This is a genomic window from Methylobacterium sp. WL116, from assembly GCF_008039455.1.
Lineage (GTDB): Bacteria > Pseudomonadota > Alphaproteobacteria > Rhizobiales > Beijerinckiaceae > Methylobacterium.
The window spans coordinates 1-610 of record NZ_VRUV01001064.1; the positions used below are offsets into that span (position 1 = coordinate 1).

A 610-nucleotide genomic window follows, 5' to 3' on the forward strand; every position below is an offset into this window, starting at 1 on the left:
GCCCCGCCCCTGCCGCCCGCAGCGCGCGGGGCGGCAGGGGCGGGGCGACCACCTTCACGAACTCGGCGTAGGGCGCCAGCAGGGCAGGGCCGAAGATGCCGTCGTAGTCGTCGGCGGCGAGCTGGAAGCGGCCGGCATTGTGCAGGTAGTCGAGAATGCGCCCCCGCGGGTCGAGCCCGAGGATCGCGATCGTCGTCTTGGCGTGCTCGCGCCCGTAGGTGGTGCCGGCGGTGTCGGGCAGGTGGATCGCGTCGACCTCGACGAGCACCGGGCAGCCGCGGGCGACCTGGACGCTCGCGTGGCGCTCGAGCCCGTCGTAGACGGCGAGCTCCTCCAGGCGCAGGCCGTAGAGCGCCTCGATGTCGGCCATCGCCGGCTTGAAGAAGGTGAACTGGTCGCCCTCGAAATCCTGGCGCAGGGTGAAGCCGAGCATCCCCTCCGGTTCGAGCCCGCGGGCGTGCAGCAGCTCGATCCAGAGGTCGACGTAGCAGTTCGTCTCCGGCCAGGCGCGGGCCGGGGCGTGGAGCGGATCACGCTCGCGCTGCTGCGCCACCACGGCCTCGACCTCGCCGCCTGGCCGGCGGACGTGCGCACGCAGCTCTGGGGCTAG

1 protein-coding gene is annotated in these 610 nt (G+C 73.1%); it reads right to left on the reverse strand.

Features of this window, described 5'->3' with window-relative positions:
• Positions 1–556 (reverse strand): DUF1839 family protein (locus FV223_RS29420; RefSeq protein WP_147730092.1); only part of this gene is annotated, 556 nt, incomplete at its 3' end.
• Positions 557–610 lie beyond the last annotated feature (54 nt).